Origin of the sequence: Pantoea sp. B623, from assembly GCF_024814475.1 — a bacterium.
GTDB lineage: Bacteria > Pseudomonadota > Gammaproteobacteria > Enterobacterales > Enterobacteriaceae > Pantoea > Pantoea ananatis.
Genome location: NZ_JANUXM010000004.1, coordinates 96,384 through 117,338 on the forward strand (window position 1 = coordinate 96,384; position 20,955 = coordinate 117,338).

Below are 20,955 nucleotides of genomic sequence, written 5' to 3' on the forward strand. Positions count from 1 at the left end.
CAGGATAGTGAGAAAAAAAGGATGCTTGTTTTCATGCCGCGGATTTTCCGTCGACGTCTCGCCGCTGTTCTGGCGCTGATTTTATTGCTGCTGGGATTACTACTGACGATCACACAGTGGCTGCCGCGCCTGGTGGGCATTTGGCTGCCTGCAGGTACGCGCGTCGAGCTGGAGGGCGCGCCACGCTGGCGGAACGCGCAGGTGCTGTTTCCCAACATCCATTACCTGGCGGATGACTGTCGTCTGGCGAGTTTCAAAAACGCCGCGCTGGGTTGGCATCACGCGCGCTGGGCGCTCAATGCGGATCAGGTCACGCTGGAAACTGAATGTCTGCAACAGCTACCTGAAACGCAAAACGATACGGCCGCGCCCAAAACTCTGGCCCAGTGGCAGGCAATGTTGCCGGGCGCCGACATTCACATTGGTAAACTGACCGTTTCCCCCTGGCAGGATTATGCTGGCGGGCTGGATCTGACGCTGGATAAATCGCGACAGCAGTTACACTACCGCGGTGATAACCTGCAGCTCGACGCCACATTACAAGGACAGCAGCTCAATATTAGTCAACTGACGGTGACGCATCCCGCTTTACCCGAACCGCTCAGCCTTAATGGCCACTTCGAACTGCCCAAATATGCCAACGGCTTGCCGGTGAACGGTGAAATTACCGGCACGCTGGCGCTGGCGGCATTCCCGCAACCTGTGGACGCTGCGCTCAGTTGGGCGCATCAACGTGGTCTGCTTAATGTCACCACGGGGGGCAGCGATCGTCCTTTACTCCATCTTCCCTGGCAGGCCAGCCGAACCCGTATTGATATCGAAAAAGGTGAATATTACTGGCCACTGGCCTCGCAGCCGCTGTCGGGTTTCGTCAATCTGACGCTGAATAACTGGCAGGACGGGCTGGAGGCGACCCAAATCGTCGGTCGTCTCAATATGCTCACGCAGGGCCGGGGCGGTAAAGGTAACGTGGTGCTGGGGATGGGGCCGGGTCACCTCAGCCTTACGCAAAGCCAGCTGCCTTTGCAACTGACGGGCGAAAGCAAATTCGCGGCGATGCAGCTTTACGGCAGCATTCCCGGCGAGCTGAACGGCTCGTTGCTCAATCCGCAACTGACGATAAAACCCAAAGCACTTTTGCGCCTGCGCGGGCGTTTGCTCTCCACGCTGGAAGTCGATGAAGCGCGCTGGCCGCTGGCCGGCGTGCGCTTATCTTCGCAAGGCATCTCCGGACGCCTGCAGGCCATTCTCCGCGCTCACGATCCCAGCTTTGGCCGCTTTACGCTGCACCTGGATGGCGGCGCGCATAACTTCTGGCCGGATTCAGGCGTCTGGAACTGGCGTTACTGGGGCGAGGGAGAAATGCGTCCCTTACAGGCAAAGTGGGACGTCAATGGCACGGGCGGCTGGCGCGATACGCTGATTCATCTGGATAGCCTGTCTACAGGTTTCAATCAGCTGGAATACGGCAGCGTTCGGGTAGAGAAGCCGCGCTTAACGCTCACGGCGCCGGTGAACTGGCAGCGTGATGCGCACCACCCGTCATTTACCGGCCAATTCAAGATGCAGGCAGGAGAAACGCGCTTCAGCTACGGGGGCAGGCTGGCGGCCTCAACGCTGGACTTCGGTGCGACGGGCAGCGATCCCGGGCATTTCGTCTGGGGCGGACAGCTGAACGCGAGCAAGGTGGGGCCGGTACGTGTTAACGGCCGATGGGACGGCGAGCGTTTACGCGGACAGGCCTGGTGGCCAACGCAGTCGCTGACGGTATTCCAGCCGCTCCTCAGCCCTGAACTTAAAATGAAGATTCAGTCAGGTGAGTTACGCGCTCAGGTGGCTTTTTCTGCCGCCGCCAGACAGGGCTTTCAGGCTGGCGGTCACTGGACGGTGAAAAACGGCAGCGTCTGGACGCCGGACAGCCAGGTCAACGGGGTGGATTTTTCGCTGCCATTCCGACTGCAAAATCAACAGTGGCATTTCGGGTTACGCGGGCCGGTTTCGTTACGTATCGCCGAGATTAAAAATCAGTTTGCGATGCAGAACATTCGGGCCGACCTGCAGGGCGCTTATCCCTGGCGTGAAAACGATCCGCTGTGGTTACAGGATGTCAGTATGGATCTACTGGGCGGACACATTACCCTGCCATCCCTGCGCCTGCCTCAGCACAGCCCGGCGCGCGTTTCGCTCCGTGACATAAGCCTCAGCAAGCTCGTCAGCGCCATTAAACCTAAACAGTTTGCCATGTCTGGAAACGTGAATGGCGAGTTACCGCTGTGGATCAGTAATCCCCACTGGATTATTGAAAATGGCTGGATTGCCAACAGCGGGCCGCTGACTTTCCGTATGGATAAAGATATGGCCGATGCCATTACCCGCAACAATGTCGCCGCCGGTGCGGCGATGGACTGGCTGCGCTACATGGAGATTTCGCGGTCATGGGCCACGCTTAATCTGGACAATCTCGGGGAACTGACGATGGAAGCCCAGGTAAAAGGCACCAGCCGCTTCAGTAATCGTAATCAGACCGTTAATTTAAATTATCGTCATCAGGAAAACCTGTTCCAGCTGTGGCGCAGCCTGCGCTTTGGCGATAATTTGCAATCCTGGGTGGAGCAAAATGCCACCTTGCCGTCAAAAAAGGATCAATCACCATGAGCCTCAGGGCCTTACTGCTGATGGTAGCCTGGCTACCGCTGATGGGTTGTGTGCCACGCATCGAAGTGGCGGCGCCAAAAGACCCCATTACTATTAATATGAATGTGAAAATTGAGCATGAGATCCACATTAAAGTGGACAAGGATGTCGAAGCCTTACTGAAAAACCAGAGCGGCCTGTTCTGAGGAGAGCCAGCATGAAACGCATTGGTCTTGCACTTTTACTGGCGACGACGATGAGCCAGCCGGCCTGGGCTCTGACGCTTGATGAGGCCCGTCAGTCGGGCCGGGTCGGCGAAACCCTGTCCGGTTATATTGCCCCTCGATCAGACGACAGCGAAACCCTCGCACTGGTTAAACGCATCAATGACGGACGGCGCGCAGAGTACCAGCGTCTTGCCGGGCAGAACAACCTGAAAACCGATGAGGTGGCCCGCATCGCTGGACAAAAGCTGGTCACGCGGGCGGGGACGGGGGAATACGTTCAGGGCATTAACGGGCAGTGGTTGCATAAATAGCCCTATTGAGCAGGGCGATGCAGGCATAAAAAAACCGGGCTGATGCCCGGTTCCGCGTCAAACAGCATTATCACGCAGTAGCAATCTGCTTAATCGCGTCTTTGGCTTCGCTGGTTGCTTTCGTGGCTACTTCCGGGCCGTAAGCGATGCCTTCAGCCAACACGAACTCAACGTCGGTGATGCCGATAAAGCCCAGGAACAGCTTGACGTAAGGGGTCAGCAGGTCAGAAGGGCTGTCTTTATGAATGCCACCACGGCTCGACAGAATCACCGCACGTTTACCTTTCACCAGACCTTCCGGGCCCGCTTCGGTATAACGGAAGGTCACGCCAGCACGCGCGATCAGGTCGAAATAGTTCTTCAGCTGAGTCGGGATGTTGAAGTTGTACATTGGGGCCGCCATGACGATAACGTCGTGCGCCTGCAGCTCAGCAATCAGTTCATCAGACAGTGCCAGCGCTTCCTGCTGACGCGGTGACAGTGGCGCATCAGAAGGGCGCAGTGCGCCAACTAACTCACCGTCCAGTACCGGAACCGGGTTAGCAGCCAGATCGCGCACGGTGATCTGGTCGCCCTTAGCCTGTGCCTGCTCGATATAGAAGTCTGCCAGCTGGCTTGACTGAGAATAACCCGCAAGAATGCTTGATTTCAGAACGAGTACTTTGCTCATAGTAGTTTCCTGTCTGTTATGCGGAAGGCTTTCCGCTCAATGGTTTACACTTTACAAACATCGGCCTTAGGGTGAAAGCGCAATATTTCGAGAGCTATATTCGAATTAATTGAACAAGCCGGTTTTGCCAACCATCACGGCGTAAAAGGGAATGTGCTATGCTAGGCGCAATTATTAGCGTTAATCAGCGGGTTATCTTAGCACTGTACGCTGAATCCACACCGTCTGAGTAAGGTACGTCACTACTATGTCTTCTCCGGTTTCATCCCCATTAACGCCGCTCTGGTCGCGGCTTGATGCGTTAATGCTGCGTGACCGTCAACGCTTGCAGCGTCGGTTACATGGCGCCAAAAAAATCAAAAATCCCGACGCTCAGCAAAGCATCGCCGCCGAGCTTGAGCAGGATATCATTGTTGCAGAGCGCCGCGTTGCACAACGTGTTGCGGCGACGCCGCGCATCACGTTTCCGGAAAATCTGCCAGTCAGCCAGAAGCAGCAGGTCATCGCAGAGGCGATTCGTGAACACCAGGTGGTTATCGTCGCGGGTGAAACCGGATCGGGCAAAACCACCCAGTTGCCCAAAATTTGCCTGACGCTGGGTCGCGGTATTACCGGCTTAATTGGTCACACTCAGCCGCGTCGGCTGGCGGCACGTACCGTTGCCAACCGCATCGCCGACGAGCTGGAAACTTCGCTCGGTGGCTGTGTGGGTTACAAAGTGCGGTTTAACGATCAGGTCAGCGAAACGACCCAGATTAAACTCATGACAGACGGAATTCTGCTGGCGGAAATCCAGCAGGACCGCATGCTAATGCAGTATGACACCATCATCATTGATGAGGCTCATGAACGCAGCCTAAATATCGACTTCCTGCTGGGCTACCTGCGGGAGTTACTGCCGCGTCGTCCCGATCTGAAAGTGATTATTACGTCAGCAACCATCGATCCCCAGCGCTTCTCTCGTCATTTCAACAACGCGCCGGTGATTGAGGTGTCGGGCCGCACCTATCCGGTAGAAGTGCGCTACCGTCCGGTGGTGGAAGAGGCGGAGGATGTTGACCGCGATCAACTTCAGGCCATCTTCGACGCGGTCGATGAGCTGGGGCGTGAAGGCCGGGGCGACATCCTGATTTTTATGAGCGGTGAGCGCGAAATTCGCGATACCGCCGACGCGCTGATGAAGCGCGATCTGCCCCATACCGAAGTGTTGCCGCTCTATGCCCGTCTGTCTAACAGCGAGCAGAACCGGGTATTTCAGTCGCACAGCGGGCGGCGTATCGTGCTGGCAACCAACGTCGCCGAAACGTCGCTGACCGTACCGGGCATCAAATACGTTATCGATCCCGGCACGGCGCGTATCAGCCGCTACAGCTATCGCACGAAAGTGCAGCGCCTGCCGATAGAGCCGATTTCGCAGGCCTCCGCGAATCAGCGTAAAGGACGGTGCGGGCGCGTGTCGGAAGGGATCTGCATACGGCTCTATGCCGAAGACGATTTCCTGAGCCGTCCGGCCTTTACCGATCCTGAAATCCTGCGCACCAATCTGGCCTCGGTTATTCTGCAGATGACCGCGCTGGGGCTGGGCGATATCGCGGCCTTCCCGTTCGTGGAAGCACCGGATAAACGTCACATTCAGGACGGCGTAAGGCTCCTGGAGGAGCTGGGGGCATTAACCCTCAATGACGACGGACATTACTCACTCACCGGCTCCGGCCGCCAGCTGGCGCAGTTGCCTGTCGATCCGCGCCTGGCGCGCATGGTGCTGGCAGCACAGCAGTACGGCTGCGTGCGGGAAGTGATGATCATCGCTGCCGGCTTATCGATTCAGGACCCGCGCGAACGTCCCGCCGACAAAAAGCAGGCCTCGGATGAAAAACACCGACGCTTTGCGGATAAAGAGTCAGATTTTGTGGCATTTGTGAACCTGTGGAACTACCTGGGCGAACAGCAGAAAGCGCTGTCCGGTAACCTGTTCCGCCGTCAGTGTAAAACAGACTATTTAAACTATCTGCGCGTGCGCGAATGGCAGGATATCTATACTCAGCTCCGTCAGGTGGTGCGCGAACTGGGCATTCCCGTTAACAGCGAGCCAGCGGAGTACAGAGAGATTCACTGTGCCTTGCTGACCGGCTTACTGTCACATATCGGTCAGAAAGACGCCGATAAACAAGAGTTTACCGGCGCACGCAACGCCCGTTTTGCTATCTTTCCCGGCTCTGGACTGTTTAAAAAGCCGCCTAAATGGACAATGGTCGCTGAACTGGTGGAAACCAGCCGGCTGTGGGGCCGCATGGCGGCGCGCATCGATCCCGAGTGGATTGAGCCGCTGGCGCAGCACCTGATCAAACGCAGCTACAGCGAACCGCACTGGGAGAAATCGCAGGGCGCGGTGATGGCCACCGAAAAGGTTACCCTGTACGGTTTGCCGATTGTGGCTGCGCGCAAGGTGAATTACGGCACCATCGATCCCACGCTCAGCCGCGAGCTGTTTATTCGCCATGCGCTGGTTGAGGGCGACTGGCAGACGCGTCATGCGTTTTTCCGCGCTAACCAGAAACTGCGCAGCGAAGTCGAAGATCTGGAACATAAATCCCGTCGCCGCGATATTCTCGTGGATGATGAAACGCTGTTTGCTTTCTACGATCGGCGCGTGGGCAAGGATGTCGTTTCAGCCCGCCATTTTGACACGTGGTGGAAGCAGGCCAGCAAAACCAATGCTGAACTGCTGAACTTTGATAAGCAGATGCTGATCAAAGAGGGCGCGGATAAGGTCAGCCAGCTCGACTATCCCAACGTCTGGCATCAGGGAAACCTTAAACTCAAGCTGAGTTATCAGTTTGAACCCGGTGCGGATGCCGATGGCGTGACGGTCCATATACCTTTACCGCTGCTTAACCAGGTGGAGGAAGCGGGTTTTGAATGGCAGATCCCCGGCGTGCGGCGCGAGCTGATCATCGCCCTCATCAAATCGTTACCAAAGCCACTGCGCCGCAACCTGGTGCCTGCACCCAACTATGCTGAGGCGTTTCTGGGCCGTGTTACCGCCATGGAGATGCCATTGCTGGATGCGCTGTCGCGGGAATTCCGCCGCATGACCGGCGTGACGCTGGAGCGAGACAACTGGCAGTGGGAACAGGTGCCCGATCATCTGAAAATGACGTTTCGGGTTGTCGATGAGCACAACCGCAAACTTCAGGAAGGCAAAGATCTTGCTGGGCTGAAACGCCTGTTAAAAGGAAAGGTGCAGGAAACGCTCTCTAACGTGGCGGACGATGGCCTGGAGCAGAGCGGTTTGCACCTCTGGAGCTTCGGCGATTTACCGCGCAGTTACCAGCAAAAACGCGGCAGCTATGAGGTAAAAGCCTGGCCTGCTCTGGTTGACGAGAAGGACAGCGTGGGCATCCGCTTGTTTGACAGCGAGCACGAGCAGCAGAAAATGATGTGGCGCGGTCAGCGCCGCCTGTTGTTGCTGAATATTCCGTCCCCCGTGAAGTATCTGCATGAAAAGTTGCCGAACAAAGCCAAGCTGGGGCTGTATTTTAACCCTTACGGCAAGGTCATGGAGCTGATTGATGACTGCATTGCCTGCGGCGTTGACAAGTTAATCGCGGAAGCCGGTGGCCCGGCATGGGAGCAAACGCAGTTTGAAGCGCTAAGGGAAAAAGTGCGCGCCGAACTCAATGATACCGTGGTAGAGATCGCAAAGCAGGTTGAGCAGATTCTGACAGCGGTATTTTCGATTAACAAACGTCTGAAAGGGCGGGTAGATATGACGCTGGCGCTGGCACTGGCGGATATCAAAGCGCAGATGAACGGCCTGGTTTACCGGGGTTTTGTCACCCAGAATGGCTGGCAGCATCTGGCAGATACGCTGCGTTATCTGCACGGCATTGAGCGACGGCTGGAGAAGTTGCCGGTCGATCCTCATAGCGATCGCGCCCGAATGCTCAAAGTGCAGGCCGTCGAGCAAGCGAGGCAGGCATGGTGGAATAAATTGCCGCCGCAGCGTCAGGATGACGCGGACGTGCAGCATATCCGCTGGATGATTGAAGAGCTACGAATCAGCCAGTTTGCGCAACAGCTGGGAACGCCTTATCCGATCTCGGATAAACGCATCCTGCAGGCGATGGAGCAAATCGCAGGCTAGTTGCCGAGACAGCTCGCGTAAAAAAAAGCCCGCACCTTGATGGATGCGGGCTTTTTTATGTGTTCAGATCGTGTAACCCCTCAGGCAACCTACTGGGCCAGCGCTTCAAGCCGGTCTTTAAAGGAGGTCACGGCAATCGCCCGGTTATCCGCAAGATAGCGATCTTTTGCGGCAGGTGCCGAACTCTGCACGGCAATCAGCTGCCAGCCTTTATCGCCTTTCAACAGTAGCGGCGAACCGCTGTCACCCGGCAGCGTATCACACTGGTGCGATAACACGGCACGCTGCGCCCAGCCGGTGATCAGGCAGTCGCTGTGTGAATACAGGCTGTCAAGATGATCGGCAGGGTAGCCAGCCTGAGTCACTTTACGTCCGGCTTCTTTAAGCGCGTCCGTTAAATCACTGCGTGAACCATCAAACAGCGGAATCGGCGTAATGGCAGAAGGGGGATTACGTAAAATAACCAGACCATAGTCGAACGGTGCTGCGCTGCTGGGGACGATCCATCCTTCGCCATCGGCTTTTAGCCTGTGGACCAGAGAAGGTTCAACGCGGGCATCAATGTCGTGGATCTCGTAGCGCCAGCCTTTTTTGGTCGACATAAAGCGCAGCGCGACCGGTTTATCAAACTTGCCCGGTGGCGTCAGTAAACAGTGGCCTGCGGTCAGTGCCAGATGTGGTGAAATAAGCGTTGCGGTGCACAGGTTACCACTTTCGGTTTCCAGTTGACCTATCGCATCCCAGGGCGCGTCGCTGACGTCGGTAATCGCCTGACGATGATCCTTACCAAAAAACAGCATTTTTATTTCGGCAGGCGTCGGTGAATCATCATTATCATCGGCATGAACAACGGCGGTGAAACTGAAAAGTCCAACGATTAACAGGGTAGCCAGGCGCATAGAACTCTCAATAGCGAGAAAAAGAAAACGTTTTTGTTATTACTGAAGTGACATAACTATAGTCAGTGAGCGGTAAAAAAGGGAGTCTTTTCAGTTAATCAGTACGCGACAGCGACTAAATAAAAAAACTGGCCGCGATAACGCCACATAAGATCATCACAATCAGAATAATTTCGAAGCGATAGCGACGGACCATATTAGCCACTCCAGTAAAGAAACACCCGGCAGAACCGGGTGTTTTAATTATTAACGCTTACTCGGAACCCTAAAGGGTGACCTTATTTTTTAGCGGCTTTTTTGTGGTGCTTTTTAGCAGCCTGGGCTTTCTGAGCTGGTTTAGCTTTGTGGTGTTTTTTAGCGGCCTGGGCTTTCTGGGCTGCTTTAGCTTTGTGGTGTTTTTTAGCAGCCTGAGCTTTCTGGGCTGGTTTAGCTTTGTGGTGTTTCTTAGCAGCCTGGGCTTTCTGGGCTGGTTTAGCTTTGTGATGCTTTTTAGCGGCCTGCGCTTTCTGAGCGGTATCTTTCTTAGCGACTTTCTTTTTAGCCGCCTGAGCTTTCTGCGCGGTGTCTTTCTTCACTGCTTTTTTCTTAGCAGCCTGAGCTTTCTGTGCAGCTTTATGGTGCTTCTTGTGAGCGGCAGCTTTGTGTTCGGTCTTAGCAGGTGCAGCGGTAGTAGTAGTGGTAGCAGCAGCGGCTGGAGCAGCAGTTGTCTCGGCAGCGAAAGCAACTGAAGACAGACCCATGGCAGCGGCGATTACCAGTGCAAATAATTTTTTCATTGCAAAACCCTCGGACTATTTTTTCATGTGTAGCCCACTGCGGGGCCGGTGAAATGACTATATGAGAAAATAACAGGCGCGTCCGTGGGTCATTGGTATCGCCGTGTAACCGATTGTACAAAGTGGGCGGGGGGAAGTGAAAGGCGGCCTTCAGACCGCCTGCTACCTTAACTGTTCAGGTAACGCTGCTCAAGATGTTTGCGGAAATAGTCCGGGTTCAGCGCCTCTCCCGTGGCATTAAGCATCAGCTGATCGGTAGAGAAACGGCTGCCGTGTTGCCAGATATTCTGTTGTAGCCAGTCAAAAACGGGCTGCAGTTCGCCATGCAAAATCAGCTCTGCCGACTGTGGAATCGCTTTTTGCAAAGCCTGGAACAACTGAGCCGCGTACATCGCGCCCAACGTATAGGTCGGGAAATAGCCGAACGCGCCATCGGTCCAGTGAATATCCTGCATGCAGCCGTTGCGGTAATTCCCGCGCGTATCGATGCCCAGAGACTGCTGCATTTTCTCATCCCAGAGTGCGGGGATATCCTCGACCTCAATCTCACCTTCGATGAGCGCACGTTCAATTTCATAACGCAGAATCACGTGGGCCGGATAGCTCAGCTCGTCGGCATCCACGCGAATCAATCCGGGTTTTACCTGCTGAGCTAAACGCACAAAGTTATCAGCCTGCAGTGCCGGTTGCGCCCCCATCTTAGCGATCACCTGCGGCAGGATGCGTTGCAGGAACTGCGCGCTGCGGCCCAACTGCATTTCCATAAACAGACTTTGTGATTCATGAATGGCGGTGGAGCGCGCCAGTGCCACCGGCTGGCCCCGCCACTGTTTGGGCAGGTTTTGCTCGTAACGGGCATGGCCGGTTTCATGGATCACGCCCATCATGGCACTCAGAAATTCATCCTGATTGTAACGGGTGGTGATGCGCACATCGTCGGGGACGCCGCCGCAGAAAGGATGCGCACTGATATCCAGCCGACCATGGTTAAAATCAAAGCCCAGCTCGGCCATAATGCTCAGCCCCAGCTCGCGCTGCGCCTCGATGGGGAATGGCCCCTGAGGGGTTAACTTGGGTTCTTGCGCCTGTTTTTCCACCACCTGTTGCAACAGCGCCGGTAGCCAGGTTTTTAACTGTCCAAACGTCTCATCCAGTCGGGCGCTGGTCATCCCCGGCTCAAAAACATCGAGCAGGGCATCGTACCGGGAACAGCCATTGGCTTGCGCGCGCAGTTGCGCTTCCTCACGACTTAAGCGCACCACCTCTTTCAAATTTGTGGCAAAGCCCTGCCAGTCATTGGCGGGACGCTGGCTGCGCCAGGCATGTTCACAGCGCGAACCCGCAATGGATTTTGCTTCGACCAGTTCGGCAGGCAGTAAGGTCGCCTGGGTCCAGGCGCGACGCATCTCGAGCAGGTTGGCGCGCTCTACATCATTGAGAGATTGCTGTTCTGCCTGCTCAAGCCAGTCACCCAGGCGCTTGTCTGTCAGGATCTGGTGCTGCAAAACACTCATCTCCGCCAGCGCTTCACCCCGCGCAGCACTGCCGCCTGGTGGCATCGTGGTCTGCATATCCCATCCGGCGATGGCGCTGACGTGGCTGAAACGCGACAGGCGCTGAAAAGTGGCACAAAGTTGTTGATAAGCTGAAGTCACATAATGCTCCTGAATGAGTTAACGTCGTGGCAGTTCCCGAAAGGGAAGATCCAGCGGCCAGCAAAAGCGAACGCTGGCCCCGCCAAGCGGGCTGGTTTCAATAGAAACCCGGCCACTTAATGCATGGGCAATAGAGTGAACGATGGCAAGGCCAAGCCCACAGCCCCCGGTGGCGCGGTCACGGCTTGGGTCGAGTCGTACAAAAGGTTCAAATACGCGTTCACGTTCATCAAGGGGAATGCCCGGGCCATCATCTTCGACCTGCAGGTTCCCCAGCGCACCATCAAACCACAGGCTAACCCGCAGGCGCTGACCGGCATAACGCAGTGCGTTATTGACCAGGTTATCCAGTACGCGCTCCATCAGTCGGGTATCTGAAATCCCGTAGTTTTCACGCTGGGGTAAATCAAGATCGATCTGTGTCTCCGGGTTTATCGCCCGGAAATCTTCCATGCGCTCACGTAACCAGTTCGCCAGATCCAGCGACTGCAAATTAAGATCGACGCGGGGCCGATCGAGACGGGCATAGGTCAGCAGCTCTTCAATCAGGCTTTCTAACTGGCTGACATCGCGGTTCAATGCCGCTGACTCCGCTTCGGTCAGATTGTCGCTCATCTCCAGACGATAGCGCAAACGTACCAGCGGCGTTCGCAGTTCGTGGGCGATGCCGTCAATCAGCTGTTTTTTACTGGCGACCAGCGTATTAATGTTTTCCGCCATTTGGTTAAAAGCCACGCCGACCCTGAACAGGCTAGAGGTGCTGTCGAAGTGCGTGCGGACATCAAGCTGTCCCTGACCAAAACGCTGAGCCGCGTGCTCCAGCCGCAGCATCTCTTTCCAGTGCGGACGTAGCCAGATAAAAACCGGCAACCCCAGCGACATCCCGATAAACACCACCAGGGCCATATCCAGCAGGCGCATCTGGTGCAGATAAAACAGGTAAGGGATTGGCCCAACGGTCAGAACGTAGTGGCTGCGGGGAATGTGCTGCAGGAAAGTGTATTTATCATCCAGCGCCACGATTTCGCCTGCGCGCAGCCGGCGCAGTTCATTTTCATCCAGTTCAAACTTACTCATTGGCTCAATATGCAGCTCAAACGACAAGCCGAGATCGAGACTCTTAATCGTCTTATTCCAGTCCCGTGGCGGGATCTCACGCAGTTCGCTGCGGATCAGATAGAGCGAACTGGCCATCAGGTCGTTCATTGACTGGCGACCGGCACGCTCGGCGGTAAATTTGTAAACCAGCCCGACCATTAGCGACATCACCAGGAAACAGACAAACAGCAGCAGGTAGAACTGAATAAAAAGTTTTTTCATACCGAACGCGTGTCCCAGGCCTGTGGCGCAAACAGATAGCCTTTATTACGGATGGTTTTAATACGAAATGGCTCGGTGGCGCTGTCGTGCAGCTTTTTGCGCAGGCGCGAAATCGCCACGTCAATGCTGCGATCCATCCCGTCGTAGCTGACGCCGCGCAGCGTTTTTAGTAGCGCGTCACGGTTCAGAATTTGCCCGGCATGGCTCGCCAGCACCCAGAGCAAATCGAAATCTGCGGTAGACAGGGCAATGTTTTCGTCAAACAGCACGACCTGACGATTGAGCGCATCAATCGTCAGAGAGCCAAAGCGTAACATGCGATTGTTTTTCGCTGGCGTCGGGGCTTCTTCGCTCTGGCCCTGCTGGGACTGGCGCAGATGCAGGCGCAGTCGGGCCAGCAACACCGCAGGGGGCGCCGTTTTCAGGATATAATCCTGGGCGCCCATCTCCAGCGCCAGAATATGGTTCATGTCGCTGTCGAGAGACGTGAGCAGGACAATCGGTCCCTGCCAGTTCGCGCGTAAGTCACGACAGATTGACATACCGTCTTTGCCTGGCAGCATGATATCCAGCATGACCAGGTCGGGCTGCTGCTCGACAATAGTGGCTTCCGCCCGATCGCCGCGCGTCTCCACAATCACTTCAATATCATGTCGTCCAAGGTAAGCGGCAATCAGCGAGCCCACTTCCGGTTCATCTTCAACGTAAACGATTTTGTGCATGATGCTTTCTAACGTAAAAAGGAGGGGTAAAGCATAACTTTTCCTGACGCAGAGCTCTATGCAATCACACGAAATATCCTTGAGTAACTGGGATATATTCCGCAAAATAGACAGTCATTAACCCTGCGTTTAACGTGTGTTCCGGATTCATTGTGATCACCTTGAGGAGCCAAAGTGTTTGATAAAGAGCTGGCATCAGCGGTATACCGCGATCGCATCTGCTTTAATTACAGTGATTTCCTGTCGGCATCCTGTAAAAAACGATGGAGCTTTGTGGATGCAATCTACGGCGTACTGCCTATATTTGGCATGGTGACACGCAAATCTGCGCACAGCTTACAGGCGAGTGAAGATCAGCTTAAAGAATTAGCATTACAAATCATTTCAACGCAGGTCAGCGATGAAATCAACATAGCCCGTTTGATCACGCTTGCCGAGCAGCAACACATTTCCCGCTTCGATATTCAGCTTCCGTACCCGCTGTCAGACAAGCAGCTTGAGGCTATTCATGAAGAATACCCTAAGCCTGTAGCACTGACACAGCAGGATGACCTGCTGTGTGTCGTACTGGATCAGGCGCACTAGGCAAGCAGTTCCCACATCGCAGGAAGGGTTGCCGCCACGATCAGCATCATGGCAACCCGTTCGACCGGCTTCAATGCCACCTCATGCCCGCGACGGCGCGCAAAAATAAACAGTAAAATACCCGGCGCATAGAGCACCACTGACGTAAACAGATGCAGCGGGCCTGACGCATACAACAGCCAGATGCCATACAGGCTGGCGCCCACACCGACGGCAAGCGCCCAAGGTTTTTGCTGTCCTTTCACCACTTTAATCAGATAAAGTCCGACCAGCAGATAGGGCACCAGAATCATTTCAGAGGCAATGATGAGCAGCGTGTTGTAATCTGCGCCGGTCAGGGCAATGAGGATCAAGCAAACCTGAATACTGCCGTTTGTCAGCCATAACGAGGCGGCAGGCGCGTTGCGGGCGTTCTGCCGGGCAATACTGCGTGGAAACGCACCCTGCTGTGCGGCAATAAAGGGCACTTCAGCCGCCATGATCGTCCAGCTCAGGTAAGCCCCGCACACGGAAATAATCAGGCCCACCACAATAATGGCGTTACCCCAGCTCCCCGTCAGGCGCGTCATCAGGCCCGCCATGGAAGGATTCCGCATTTCCGCCAGCTCCGCACGGGGAACGATGCCCAGTGACAGCAGCGTCACCAGCAAATAGACCAGCAGGGCAGCCAGCACCGCCAACAGCGTCGCGCGTCCGACATCCTTTTTATGCTTTGCACGAGAGGATACAACCACCGCGCCTTCCACGCCGATAAACACCCACAGCGTGATCAGCATGGTCTGCTTGACCTGTTCCCACAAGGGGACGCCCAAACTGAGTCCGGAAAAATCGAAGTGAAACCGGTCATAATTGAAGGCCAGTACGGCCAGCACAACAAACAGCAACAGTGGAACCAGTTTGCCAAGGGTTGCCAGCAGGTTGATGCTGGCAGCGGTTTGCACCCCGCGCAGCACCAGCCAGTGAACCAGCCACAGCAGCACCGATGCGCCCAGCATCGCCTGCCAGGTGTTACCGTTGCCAAAAATGATCCGATCAGGCGTATCCGTAAAGAAGCTCAGCGCAGAAAAAACGATAACCAGGTAGGAGACGTTAGCGATAACCGCACACAGCCAGTAACCCCACGCGGAACAAAATCCGGTCAGTTCGCCAAATCCGGCGCGGGCATAGGTAAAAATCCCGCCGTCCAGTTCAGGTTTCAGCCGCGTCAGTAACAGCATCGCCAGCGAGAGGAAGATAATCCCCGCGCCCGTGATCAGCCAGCCGATCAACAGCGCCGCCGGACCGGCGACCGCCGCCATATTTTGCGGCAAGCTGAAAACACCTGCGCCCAGCATAGAGCTGAGAACCAGCGCTGTCAGGGCACTGAGGCCTAATTTTTTCTCCAAAACGTTCTTCCTGCTAGCATAAGTGGCTGGATGACCAGCATAAACACAACGTTATATCGTCATTGTGTTACGTATAGCGCGTTAAATACTCTGAAAAACAGGCGGAGGATTTTACGGAGTGCGGTGAAGGATGGCAATGCGTGGCTATGCAAAATCGGGCAGGAATTATGCAAACAGACAACAGGGCGGCGGGCGCCGCCCTGCGGTATTTTATTTGAACAGATCGGCTGTCACGGTCAGGTTGCCACCGCTCTGGTTCTGCCACTGACGCGTCACATGGTAGAATTTAGCCCCTTTCTCGGCAGCGCGTTTCGCGGTTTCCTGTGAAACCTCGGTTGGCGTACCAAAATGTCCGCTAAAGGTTACGGTATCAAACGGCTGCATCTGTGCTGCCGTGACCGCATTCACTTCCTGGATCTCTTTGCCGTCCGGCAAGGTCACCGTATAGCGTTTACCGGTTGAGCTCTGCGTTTCAAAGAAGCGGCCTACCGTGTTGCTAGGGGTTTCTGAAGAGGCGACGCCGGGGATTTCCACTTTCTTAGCGGCTGCACCGCCTGCCGCCAGCGCTGCTTTGCCCGCCTGAGAGTCTGCCGGGATGGTGTCCGGACTCTGCACCACGCGCTGTTTCGCATCGGCCTTATAGATGTACGCGGTAATGAACTGGTTGCCGCCGGTATTGGCATCAACCTGACGCACGATAAAGAAGGAGGCTGCGCCTTTTTCTTTTGCGGCTTTGGAGATCGCGTCATTCACATCAGGCTGGCTCGGGAAGAAGCCGTTGACGGTCACGGTATCGAAGGGTTCCAGGCGATAAGCCTCTGCCTTGGGCAGCTCTTTCAGGCCATTGAACATCCGGTATTCAGTTTCCTGACTGGCTTTAGGCGCGTTGGCCTTGTACAGGTCTGCGGTCACGCGCCAGTTGCCGCTGTTACCGTTGCTGTCGTTAATGCCTTGAATGTAATAAGAATCTGCATTCAGTTCATCAGCACGTTTTGAAACGGCATCGGCCGCATCGCCAATTGCATTGAAACGACCGGTGATATTAATACGTTCGAATGGCTTCAACGCGGCCGCTTGTTCTGGCGTCAGCTCTTTAGCCGCAAATGCATTTGCCGCCAGCAGAGATAACAGGGTAGATGCCAGAATAGTGTTCTTCAGCTTCATAAAAATGATCCTTCGCCTTACGCAAAATGAGTACGAAAACGTGCTGGACTCTTGATGTATAACAGATTAGCCGCTGATTATTACATGTTATAAACACGCTGTCGCAGCCATTTTTTGCGATATATCTCTTGTTGTGAGCCAGATTATTCAATCCTGACCGCGCGCCGCGCGATTTTGCCTTACGCTTAAGACAATAAGATGAAATGCGCTGTGATAACAGTACGAAAATAGTTAATGCATTGTTAATTTTAGCTTTTTTTAAAAGGAATATCAGGGTGAAGCGCGCAACAGTCAGCAGATTGTTTGCTGCTAATGTCCCTATACAGTGAGGTTATGCGGAATTGTGTCACTCCGGCTGGATATTACGGCGAATGTGACATAACTGCGCCTGTGCAGTAGATCGTCCGTAACAATTTCAGTAGCTTTAGAAACGATTAGGTTATTGCTTTTTATCACATTGCCTGATGGTTGGTATCGGCACGGCAATGTGTACCGCAAGGATCATCCTCCTTTAATCGATGAAAGGGAAAACTATGTTAATTGGAATACCCAAAGAGCGATTGGCTAACGAGTCACGTGTGGCTGCAACGCCCAAGACCGTTGAACAGCTAATCAAGCTGGGTTTCAGCGTGGCTGTAGAGCATGATGCAGGTAAGCGCGCCAGCTTTGATGATGACAGCTATCTTGCCGCGGGTGCCTCGCTGACTGACCGCCAGCAGGTCTGGCAGGCCGATATCGTGCTGAAGGTGAACGCACCCGATGATGACGAGACAGGTCTGACCCGCGAGGGCAGCACGCTGGTGAGCTTTATCTGGCCCGCTCAGCATCCCGAACTGCTTGCAAAGCTCGCCGCGCGACATGTCACGGTGATGGCCATGGACGCCGTTCCCCGTATTTCCCGCGCCCAGTCGCTCGACGCGCTCAGTTCCATGGCGAACATTGCCGGTTATCGTGCGATCGTCGAGGCCGCACATGAGTTTGGCCGCTTCTTTACCGGGCAGATCACCGCGGCGGGTAAAGTGCCACCGGCAAAAGTCATGGTCATTGGTGCCGGCGTGGCTGGCCTGGCGGCGATTGGTGCAGCCGGCAGCCTTGGCGCCATTGTGCGCGCTTTTGATACGCGTCCTGAGGTCAAAGAGCAGGTCCAGAGTATGGGCGCGGAATTCCTTGAACTCGATTTTGCAGAGGACGCGGGCAGCGGCGATGGGTACGCCAAAGTGATGTCCGATGCCTTTATTCAAGCTGAAATGGCGCTGTTTGCTCAGCAGGCGCAAGAGGTCGATATCATCGTCACCACGGCGCTGATTCCGGGAAAACCCGCACCAACGCTCATCACCGAAGAGATGGTGGCCAGCATGAAGCCGGGCAGCGTTATTGTGGACCTCGCGGCGCAAACCGGCGGCAACTGTGCGCTGACGGTTGCCGATCAGGTTACCGTCACCGCCAACGGCGTGAAAATCATTGGCTACACCGATTTACCGAGCCGTTTACCCACCCAGTCTTCACAACTTTACGGCACTAACCTCGTTAATCTGATGAAGTTGCTGTGCAAAGAGAAAAACGGTGAAATTGCTATCGATTTCGCCGATGTTGTCATCCGTGGCGTTACCGTCGTGCGCGATGGCGAGGTGACCTGGCCTGCGCCACCGATTCAGGTCTCGGCTGCACCTAAAGCCACAACCACGTCTGCACCGGTGCAGAAAAAGAGTGAGGTTGCGACGGGATCGCCACGACGCAGCTATCTGCTGCTGGCGCTGGCCATCGTGCTTTTTGCCTGCCTGGCGAACGTCGCACCCCGTGAATTCCTGTCACATTTCACCGTCTTCGCGCTCGCCTGCGTAGTGGGTTACTACGTGGTGTGGAACGTGAGCCATGCGTTGCATACACCGCTGATGTCTGTCACCAATGCCATTTCCGGCATTATCGTGGTAGGCGCTGTGCTGCAAATGGGACATGGCGGTTGGGTCAGCTTCCTGTCTTTTATTGCCGTATTGATCGCCAGCATCAATATTTTCGGTGGCTTCACCGTCACGCAGCGCATGCTGAAAATGTTTCGTAAGGGGTAACACATGTCTGGCGGATTAGTGACAGCAGCATACATTGTTGCCGCAATACTTTTTATTATGAGCCTTGCCGGGCTTTCTAAACATGAAAGCTCAAGACAAGGGAATCTCTTTGGCATCAGCGGCATGGCAATTGCGCTCATCGCCTCCATTTTTGGTCCCGATAGTAGCAATGTCGTCTGGATTTTGCTGGCCATGGTGATCGGCGGGGCCATCGGCATCCGGTTAGCCAGACGGGTTGAAATGACAGAAATGCCCGAGCTGGTTGCCATTCTGCACAGCTTTGTCGGGCTGGCTGCGGTATTGGTGGGGATCAACAGCTATATCGATCATGCCCCCGGACTGCCCGCAGTCATGGAAAATATCCATCTCAGCGAAGTGTTTATCGGTATCTTTATTGGTGCGGTCACCTTTACAGGATCGCTGGTTGCGTTCGGTAAGCTGTGCGGGAAACTGTCGTCCAGACCGCTGATGTTGCCTCACCGGCATAAGCTGAATCTGCTGGCGCTGATCGTGTCATTCCTGCTGTTGCTGTGGTTCGTCAACACAGACAGTAGCGGCGCGCAGGGATTTGCCCTGTTTGTCATGATGGTCATTGCACTGGCTTTCGGCTGGCATCTGGTTGCCTCCATCGGCGGGGCAGACATGCCGGTCGTCGTTTCTATGCTGAACTCCTATTCAGGCTGGGCGGCGGCGGCGGCAGGCTTCATGCTCAGCAACGATCTGCTTATCGTAACCGGCGCGCTGGTGGGGTCATCGGGTGCCATCCTCTCCTACATTATGTGTAAGGCGATGAACCGTTCGTTTATCAGCGTCATTGCCGGCGGCTTTGGCAGCGACAGCAGCGCGGTAACGGACAGCGAAGAGGCTGGCGAACACCGCGAGATCAGTGCGGAAGACACCGCAGAAATGCTTAAGTCATCCACGAGCGTCATTATCACGCCCGGCTACGGGATGGCGGTGGCACAGGCACAGTATCCGGTGGCCGAGATCACCGAAAAACTGCGCGCCCGTGGCATCAAGGTACGCTTCGGTATTCATCCGGTCGCTGGGCGTTTACCCGGCCATATGAACGTCCTGCTGGCTGAGGCAAAAGTGCCTTATGACGTGGTACTGGAGATGGACGAAATTAACGATGACTTCAGCGACACGGATACGGTGCTGGTGATCGGTGCCAACGATACGGTCAATCCCGCCGCTCAGGACGATCCCGGCAGCCCGATTGCCGGTATGCCGGTGCTGGAAGTGTGGAAGGCGCAAAACGTGATTGTGTTTAAGCGGTCAATGAATACCGGCTATGCCGGTGTGCAAAACCCGCTGTTCTTCAAAGAAAACACCCAAATGCTGTTTGGTGATGCCAAAGCCAGCGTGGAAAATATTCTTAAAGCGCTGTAATAAACAAGGGCGACACAATGTGTCGCCCTTGTTGCGAACCTCGCCTGATTAGTCGTGCTCGTCATCCTCTTCAAGCGTAATCGGCGAAACAAAGTCATCCGGTTTTATCGCCAGCAGATCGCAGCGCAGGTGATCGATCACCTGTTCCGCCGTGTTGCCCAGGAAAGCGGCCGATAGTCCGGTTCGGCCAATAGTGCCTAATACCACAATCCCCGCGCCCAGATGCCCTGAAAGTTCGGGTATGACTTCTTCCGGTAAACCTTTCTCGACATGGGTGAACTCTTCACTGATAGAGAACTTCTGCCGTAGCGCTTTCATCGCCACCAGGTGCTGGCCACGAATCGCGTCGTTGTACACACTGGGATCAAAGTCGGGCAGCTCAATGGCAATATTGATCGGCGTGATGGGATAGGCGCCCACCAGATGAACTTCGGTATGGTTTACGCTTTCTGCCAGTTTAACGGTTTCACGAATGAGTTTCTGATTCAGTGCATCGTGGTGAGGTTCTTCGCTGGCGAGGTTAACCGCCACCAGAGCTTTGCCACCTTCGGGCCAGGGCTGATCTTTGACCATCCACACCGGACAAGGACATTTACGCAACAGATGCCAGTCCGTTGGCGTAAAGATCACCGCTTCCAGCCGATCGTGCTGGTGCGCCATCTTAAGCACCAAATCATGCTGATGAGCCAGCACTTCCTGAATGATGGCTTCGTAAGGACGGTTATGCCAGATCACTTTGATATCAATATCCACGCCTGCATCCAGATAGGCCTGGGCCTGTTCGCGTATCCACTCTGAGCGCTGAGAGATCACGCCCTGACGCATTGAGGTGCGCTCATCCGGTGAGAGCAGGGTGGTCATCTCATATGAGAAGTCGTAGATAGGCAGAAAAGCTTTGATTTTGCCGCCGATAAGCTGGTTGAGATATACCGCACGTCGCAGCGCGGGCTGGTCATCCTGTTGAGGATCGATGGCGACCAGAATATTTTGATACTGGGACAT

General features: G+C 55.0%; 16 protein-coding genes. 7 read left to right on the top strand and 9 right to left on the bottom strand.

The features are described from left to right. Positions 1-21: 21 nt before the first annotated feature. From NXS97_RS02320 to NXS97_RS02330, 3 genes are read left to right on the top strand one after another with little or no spacing between them, the layout of a single operon-like run. Positions 22-2,655: a YdbH family protein gene (locus NXS97_RS02320; protein WP_105079470.1), complete on the top strand. Its 2,634-nt coding sequence runs from the start codon at positions 22-24 to the stop codon at positions 2,653-2,655. Next, a complete protein-coding gene (locus NXS97_RS02325; RefSeq protein WP_014605768.1) occupies positions 2,652-2,840 on the top strand; it encodes a YnbE family lipoprotein in 189 nt (62 codons plus the stop codon). Before NXS97_RS02320 ends, NXS97_RS02325 begins: the two co-directional genes overlap by 4 nt. Positions 2,841-2,851: 11 nt before the next feature. Then, positions 2,852-3,172: a YdbL family protein gene (locus NXS97_RS02330; protein WP_105079471.1), complete on the top strand. Its 321-nt coding sequence runs from the start codon at positions 2,852-2,854 to the stop codon at positions 3,170-3,172. 70 nt (positions 3,173-3,242) lie between these two features. Here NXS97_RS02330 and azoR read toward each other — a convergent pair whose 3' ends face one another. Further along, positions 3,243-3,842, bottom strand: a complete 600-nt coding sequence (azoR, locus tag NXS97_RS02335) for an FMN-dependent NADH-azoreductase (protein WP_013025884.1) — start codon at positions 3,840-3,842, stop codon at positions 3,243-3,245. Between the two features lie 247 nt (positions 3,843-4,089). On the opposite strand from azoR, the gene hrpA reads away from it, so the two are divergent. Then, positions 4,090-7,989 (top strand): ATP-dependent RNA helicase HrpA, encoded by a 3,900-nt coding sequence (hrpA, locus tag NXS97_RS02340; protein ID WP_116219754.1) that lies wholly within the window; start codon positions 4,090-4,092, stop codon positions 7,987-7,989. An 89-nt stretch (positions 7,990-8,078) separates the two neighbouring features. Here the strand turns inward: hrpA and NXS97_RS02345 are convergent, their stop codons facing one another. The 5 genes from NXS97_RS02345 to rstA form a co-directional block, all read right to left on the bottom strand. Then, positions 8,079-8,888 (bottom strand): serine protease, encoded by an 810-nt coding sequence (locus NXS97_RS02345; RefSeq protein WP_013025882.1) that lies wholly within the window; start codon positions 8,886-8,888, stop codon positions 8,079-8,081. A gap of 278 nt (positions 8,889-9,166) precedes the next feature. Then, a complete protein-coding gene (gene asr, locus NXS97_RS02350) occupies positions 9,167-9,664 on the bottom strand; it encodes an acid resistance repetitive basic protein Asr (protein ID WP_013025879.1) in 498 nt (165 codons plus the stop codon). Positions 9,665-9,831: 167 nt separating this feature from the next. Beyond that, the gene (locus NXS97_RS02355) at positions 9,832-11,319 is read right to left on the bottom strand and encodes a carboxypeptidase M32 (RefSeq protein WP_013025878.1); all 1,488 of its coding nucleotides are present in this window, start codon (positions 11,317-11,319) and stop codon (positions 9,832-9,834) included. Positions 11,320-11,337: 18 nt separating this feature from the next. Next, positions 11,338-12,639 carry a two-component system sensor histidine kinase RstB gene (gene rstB / locus NXS97_RS02360; RefSeq protein ID WP_013025877.1) on the bottom strand — a complete coding sequence of 434 codons (1,302 nt, stop codon included), beginning with the start codon at positions 12,637-12,639 and terminating at the stop codon, positions 11,338-11,340. Next, a complete protein-coding gene (gene rstA / locus NXS97_RS02365) occupies positions 12,636-13,361 on the bottom strand; it encodes a two-component system response regulator RstA (RefSeq protein WP_022623195.1) in 726 nt (241 codons plus the stop codon). The genes rstB and rstA overlap by 4 nt, the downstream gene beginning before the upstream one ends. Before the next feature lie 174 nt (positions 13,362-13,535). Here rstA and NXS97_RS02370 point away from each other — a divergent pair, with 174 nt between their 5' ends. Continuing rightward, positions 13,536-13,946 carry a hypothetical protein gene (locus tag NXS97_RS02370; RefSeq protein WP_013025875.1) on the top strand — a complete coding sequence of 137 codons (411 nt, stop codon included), beginning with the start codon at positions 13,536-13,538 and terminating at the stop codon, positions 13,944-13,946. Here NXS97_RS02370 and NXS97_RS02375 read toward each other — a convergent pair. After that, a complete protein-coding gene (locus tag NXS97_RS02375; RefSeq protein WP_105076981.1) occupies positions 13,943-15,331 on the bottom strand; it encodes a basic amino acid/polyamine antiporter in 1,389 nt (462 codons plus the stop codon). The two genes, NXS97_RS02370 and NXS97_RS02375, sit on opposite strands and share 4 nt — an antisense overlap. Before the next feature lie 210 nt (positions 15,332-15,541). Then, positions 15,542-16,495, bottom strand: coding sequence for a DUF1471 family protein YdgH (ydgH, locus tag NXS97_RS02380; RefSeq protein ID WP_013025873.1), 954 nt, complete (start codon positions 16,493-16,495; stop codon positions 15,542-15,544). Between the two features lie 533 nt (positions 16,496-17,028). Here ydgH and pntA point away from each other — a divergent pair. Beyond that, entirely contained in the window at positions 17,029-18,561 is a 1,533-nt protein-coding gene (gene pntA / locus NXS97_RS02385; RefSeq protein ID WP_028715180.1) for a Re/Si-specific NAD(P)(+) transhydrogenase subunit alpha, read from the top strand. Positions 18,562-18,564: 3 nt separating this feature from the next. Next, entirely contained in the window at positions 18,565-19,953 is a 1,389-nt protein-coding gene (gene pntB / locus NXS97_RS02390) for a Re/Si-specific NAD(P)(+) transhydrogenase subunit beta (RefSeq protein WP_013025871.1), read from the top strand. 48 nt (positions 19,954-20,001) lie between these two features. On the opposite strand, the gene uspE is transcribed toward pntB, so the two are convergent. Continuing rightward, on the bottom strand, positions 20,002-20,955 hold the full coding sequence (gene uspE / locus NXS97_RS02395) for a universal stress protein UspE (protein WP_013025870.1): 954 nt from the start codon (positions 20,953-20,955) through the stop codon (positions 20,002-20,004).

What these genes read in the sequence shown, in the direction of transcription:
- uspE (WP_013025870.1), bottom strand. Translation starts at nt 20,955, where the DNA reads ATGTCCCAGTATCAAAATATTCTGGTCGCCATCGATCCTCAACAGGAT.
- asr (WP_013025879.1), bottom strand. Translation starts at nt 9,664, where the DNA reads ATGAAAAAATTATTTGCACTGGTAATCGCCGCTGCCATGGGTCTGTCT.
- rstB (WP_013025877.1), bottom strand. Translation starts at nt 12,639, where the DNA reads ATGAAAAAACTTTTTATTCAGTTCTACCTGCTGCTGTTTGTCTGTTTC.
- NXS97_RS02345 (WP_013025882.1), bottom strand. Translation starts at nt 8,888, where the DNA reads ATGCGCCTGGCTACCCTGTTAATCGTTGGACTTTTCAGTTTCACCGCC.
- azoR (WP_013025884.1), bottom strand. Translation starts at nt 3,842, where the DNA reads ATGAGCAAAGTACTCGTTCTGAAATCAAGCATTCTTGCGGGTTATTCT.
- NXS97_RS02320 (WP_105079470.1), top strand. Translation starts at nt 22, where the DNA reads ATGCTTGTTTTCATGCCGCGGATTTTCCGTCGACGTCTCGCCGCTGTT.
- ydgH (WP_013025873.1), bottom strand. Translation starts at nt 16,495, where the DNA reads ATGAAGCTGAAGAACACTATTCTGGCATCTACCCTGTTATCTCTGCTG.
- hrpA (WP_116219754.1), top strand. Translation starts at nt 4,090, where the DNA reads ATGTCTTCTCCGGTTTCATCCCCATTAACGCCGCTCTGGTCGCGGCTT.
- pntB (WP_013025871.1), top strand. Translation starts at nt 18,565, where the DNA reads ATGTCTGGCGGATTAGTGACAGCAGCATACATTGTTGCCGCAATACTT.
- pntA (WP_028715180.1), top strand. Translation starts at nt 17,029, where the DNA reads ATGTTAATTGGAATACCCAAAGAGCGATTGGCTAACGAGTCACGTGTG.
- NXS97_RS02330 (WP_105079471.1), top strand. Translation starts at nt 2,852, where the DNA reads ATGAAACGCATTGGTCTTGCACTTTTACTGGCGACGACGATGAGCCAG.
- NXS97_RS02325 (WP_014605768.1), top strand. Translation starts at nt 2,652, where the DNA reads ATGAGCCTCAGGGCCTTACTGCTGATGGTAGCCTGGCTACCGCTGATG.
- rstA (WP_022623195.1), bottom strand. Translation starts at nt 13,361, where the DNA reads ATGCACAAAATCGTTTACGTTGAAGATGAACCGGAAGTGGGCTCGCTG.